Here is a 4,380-nt window from a genome sequence, read left to right as displayed (position 1 = left end):
AAGTAGGTCGCGACGTTGCCGGCGCTGCACTTGGTCAGGTTGATCGCGAACGGGGTACGACCCGCAACGGCACCGGCGTTGGCCAGGGTGTTCTTGGGCACGGTCGGCAGGTTGACGGCGAAGTCCTTGCCGCCCGGGGTCGAGATGGTGCAGGTCTTGTCGGTCACCTTGCCATTGAAGGTGATGGTGCCATCGGCGGCATTGGCGGCCAGCGGAGCGGCGGCCAGCATCAGAACGGCAATAAGGTTGTTCTTGTGCATTTATGTAAAACCCTGCTAAGAGAAAGTGGACTTAAGTGAGCAAAGGATGCAGGGAAGGAGTGCGGCCTTCCGTATGGCCAGTCTCAGGCCACCTAAAGCACTCAGCTCGAACACTAGTATCGAGCCGAAGCGTTGCTAATCAATTTCGGGCAGACGTGCGTATGTTGCGGCTGATTTCAGAAAATTGCGGGAGCAGATACTGGTGACCGACACTGCGCACGCAGCCTTGCAAGAAAGAAGGCCTCACAGCGATCACGCTACAGTTCTGTCATGCGATCACTCCGCAATAGATCTCAAAGCGCCGTTCGCGACTTCTATTGCGTAAAACCTACATTGCACTGCAGAGATTTCCAGACTGGCTTTGATCTACACTCTCATCGAGCGGCCGTGTTTCTAACTGAAATAATTGTCATATCTATTAACAATAAATTTGATGCGCCTCCTGGCCATGACAACTAGTCTTGGTCCTAAGTCAGCAACGGGGCATAGAATTGAAATTATGAACATCGAGCGATGCATCTATGACGGCGCTCTGCAGAAAGGCAGAGTGCGCGCCGGCGTTTGCAGTCGTGTAGGTCAAGGCCAAAGTGACCGTATACCCGACGTCCTTGAGCATCGGTGCGTAGGACGAGGGAGCGGGGATAATAAAAGTGCAATGCACGATCGACGAAACCCAGCTCATGAATGCTTCGATGAGCCCCGTGTTGAAGCCATCGATGCCGCGAGAGCACTGGAGCTGATATCGAACCGGAATGAGGCAGGTGAAGCTGTATCCCCGTTGATGACTACATCGCCTGCAGCCTCTTGCACGCAGTCAAAGGATTCGCATCGTGATGCACAGCCATGCCGGAGAGTGAAGAGATCCATCGCCTCTACTGCGAGCACGTGCGATTGCGGAACGTCGACAGCCGGCCTGCGGCGGATTCGATAAGAGCACGAACAAACATCTGCTTCAAAGAGCTGGGCGCTGCTAGGCTAGCTTTGGGCACAATCTTCACCCTCTCCTCGGTCTCGCTCTGGCAGAGTATCAAGTGCCTTCGGATTGCATCTGATGCGTGGAAGTGAAGCCTTAATCGGGCTGCGTCACTGTGACGAACATAGTCGAGGGATTTCATGCATCGCAAAAAGGAATACAGATGCCTGCTTCGGTAATGCCCCGTGTACTGCTGGTCGAGGATGACCCTGATATGCGCAACATGCTCCGCCGCTATCTGAGCGATCGAGGCTATAGCGTGCAGGCCATTGCTGATCCAAGCCATTTAGACGATATGCTGCGCCGTAAGCCGTATGACGTGCTGCTGCTGGATATCAACTTGCCTCGCGAAGATGGATTGTCGATCTGCCGCCGACTTAGAGTGACCGGGCAGACGATTCCTATCATGATGCTGACTGCCCATCATGATACCGCCGACCGGATCGTCGGCTTTGAGATGGGCGCGGATGACTACTTGGGCAAACCATTCGATCCGAGAGAGCTGATCGCACGAATCAACGCACTACGCCGTCGCCAACAGATGATTCACACGGATACGGCATGGGCGGTGGATGAGAGTCTTGTTTTCGGGCCCTTCAGTGTCAGCCTGTCTCGTATGGAGCTACAGCACAATGGAGAAGTCGTTCCACTGACCGGAACCGAATTTCAATTACTGAGAATCTTCCTTGCCCATCCACGCCGGCCCTTGAGTCGCGACCACCTATTGGATCGTTTGAAGGGTGTGGGAACCGAAGCGTCCGATCGCAGTATCGATGTGCAAGTATCTCGCTTGCGCCGAAAGCTGGAGAAAGACTCACGCGCACCTGTTTACCTGCGTACAGTGTGGGGGTTGGGGTATGTGTTCGTGCCGGACGACTGCCGTGATTGATCAATCTTCAGCGCATGTGCGTCGATCACAAATGCGGCCACGCTCACTCATGCTGCAGAACACGCTGATTCTGGTCGGGATGGCAACCATCATCTACATGGGTGTATTAGCGGTTCATTTGCTGATCTTTCGGGAGAGTATGATCAATGCGTCCAATACACTGGTCGATCAGGCAAAGTTGGTGAACACCGTATTGTCGCACGTTGATCCGACTTTGCGCGAACAAGCCCTGGCGGACGTTGAACGGCATGGATGGAAAGCTGTCAACGCACCCCCGCCATTGCCAAGTGGCGCATCATCATCCAGTCTCCGGCTTGCGTTGTTCTCCGCAGAAAGAATGCGGCGCTCCCTAGCGCCTGACATTCCTTTTCGGTGGAGCTGTGACAAGCTTGGAAATGTAATCGCCATCTGGATGCAGCTCAATGTTGGGGGAGTGCCCACCTGGTTTGTCGGCAAGCCCAGCATGGCCCCGAACAACCTCAAGTTGCTTATGCTGTCGCTTGGACTGGCTTTCGGTTTAACTGCTCTCGCCACGATCACCGCAGTGCTGATACAGCGCCGCGTTCAACGACCGCTGCGCGACATCACAACAGCCGCCCGTGCACTGGCTGATGGTCGTCGAGAGGTGCAGCTTCCACTCTATTCAACCAGCGAGCTGGCCGACGTGGCCAGACAGTTCAACTCCATGGTGAACAGTCTTGCGGAGACGGAAGCCCAGCATACGCTGATGCTGGCTGGCATTTCGCATGATATCCGCACACCACTGGCTCGTCTGCGTATCGCTTTAGCCCTGCAAGGAGGCGAGTGCGAAGTGATGGCGTCGCACTGTATCCGGCAGATCGATTCTATCGTCGATCAGTTTCTGCATTTCGGCCGCGGCGAGGGCGGTGAACAGAAGTGCAGGTGCGATCTGAACTTACTGATTAGGCAAGTCGCGGCTGAATTTGAGGCGGACGACCATCCATTCATCTTGCAATTGCAGGAGCTTCCACACATATCGGTGCGTCCGGTGGCGATGCAGCGTGTACTACAGAATCTGATGGATAACGCGTCAAAGTATGCCGGCAGTGGTTTAGAGGTGCGATCATGGCGTGATCGTGATGGCGTCCATATCGCCGTGTTGGACCGTGGGCCGGGCATCACTGACAATACACGCGTACCGGAACGCTTCGAACCTGACGAAAAATCCGAGTCAATGGGAGGGCTGGGACTAGGGCTCACCATTGTTGAGCAGCTGCTGATACTTAATGGCGGCTCTTTACTGATACTGAATCGAGAAGCTGGTGGCCTAGAGGCACGCATCACCCTGTCAGCGCCTTGACCCACCCCCGAAAAACCGAGCCAGCGTAAAGTAGAGACTTCACCCCGCATGGGCCCCGTGGATCACGAGGAATCAGGCGATGAAGAAGTCCCGATTTACCGATGAGCAGATTGCCAGTGCGCTCAAGCAGGTCGAGCTGGGGATGGCGGTCAGTGAGGTGTGCCGCAAGATGGGCATTGCGGAGGCGACGTTCTATGTGTGGCGCAAGAAGTAGGGCGGGCTGGGGCCGCCCGAGCTCAGACGGCTGCGCTTGCTGGAGGAGGAAAACCGCAAGCTCAAGCAGTTGGTGGCCGACCTGAGCCTGGACAAGGCGATGCTGCAGGAGGTGGTCAAAAAAAGCTCTGAGGCCTGCCCAGAAGCGTGCCTGGGTGGGGCGGCTGCAGGAGCGATTTGGAAGTAGTGAGCGGTGTGCGCTGCGGATCGTGTCGATGTCGCGCTCGGCGTTTCCCTACACGCCCAAGGCGCGTGACAGTAGTGCTATCCGCCGGCGGATGCATGAGATTGTTCAGACGCGGATTCACTAGGGCTGTGAGCGCGTACAGGTGATGCTGCGCCGGGACGGCTGGCGGGATAACCCCAAGCGCGTGCATCGCATCTACAAGGAAGAAGGCCTGTCTTTACGGCATTGCCGGCCGCGCCGCAGCCGGAGCAGCCGTCGCCGGAAACCGACGCCAAATGATCTGGACGGCGTCATCGGGCTGAACATCGTCGATGATCGACACAGATGACGGCCTCTATCTACCTTCTGTGATGTTTATCTCAGGACTCTGAGGTTTGACAGGCCAATGTTGAAGCCTGCCGGCTGTGCATTTTGGCCTGTGTAACAGGCGTGCAACCGTGAGGCGGTACTTCATGGGTAAAGACGTATTCCCATCCATGCCCAGCAGCCGAGTGATCCAGCTGCGAGCGTTGATCTCCGCCATGGTGAGCGGACCAA

General features: G+C 56.1%; 3 protein-coding genes and 1 pseudogene. 3 read left to right on the top strand and 1 reads right to left on the bottom strand.

Annotated features, from left to right (window positions below; all coding sequences use genetic code 11):
• A partial coding sequence (locus AC07M7_RS21065; protein ID WP_495208217.1) for a fimbrial protein occupies positions 1-260 on the bottom strand: 260 nt, incomplete at its 3' end.
• A gap of 1,136 nt (positions 261-1,396) precedes the next feature.
• On the opposite strand from AC07M7_RS21065, the gene AC07M7_RS21060 reads away from it, so the two are divergent.
• The 3 genes and pseudogenes from AC07M7_RS21060 to AC07M7_RS21050 all read left to right on the top strand — a co-directional run.
• Positions 1,397-2,122: a response regulator gene (locus AC07M7_RS21060; protein ID WP_495208216.1), complete on the top strand. Its 726-nt coding sequence runs from the start codon at positions 1,397-1,399 to the stop codon at positions 2,120-2,122.
• A 49-nt stretch (positions 2,123-2,171) separates the two neighbouring features.
• Complete coding sequence (locus tag AC07M7_RS21055; protein ID WP_495208215.1) at positions 2,172-3,443, top strand: ATP-binding protein; 1,272 nt, start codon at positions 2,172-2,174, stop codon at positions 3,441-3,443.
• Positions 3,444-3,522: 79 nt separating this feature from the next.
• Positions 3,523-3,805, top strand: a pseudogene (locus AC07M7_RS21050) (transposase); the annotation flags it as partial.
• Positions 3,806-4,380 lie beyond the last annotated feature (575 nt).

It is taken from the genome of Stenotrophomonas sp. GW821-FHT09E08 (genome assembly GCF_059416125.1).
Note: the sequence above shows the minus strand (reverse complement) of the source record. Positions and strands in the feature narration are given on the sequence as shown.

Coding starts and splice junctions, on each gene's coding strand:
- AC07M7_RS21060 (WP_495208216.1), top strand. CDS start 1,397: ATGCCTGCTTCGGTAATGCCCCGTGTACTGCTGGTCGAGGATGACCCT.
- AC07M7_RS21055 (WP_495208215.1), top strand. CDS start 2,172: ATGCTGCAGAACACGCTGATTCTGGTCGGGATGGCAACCATCATCTAC.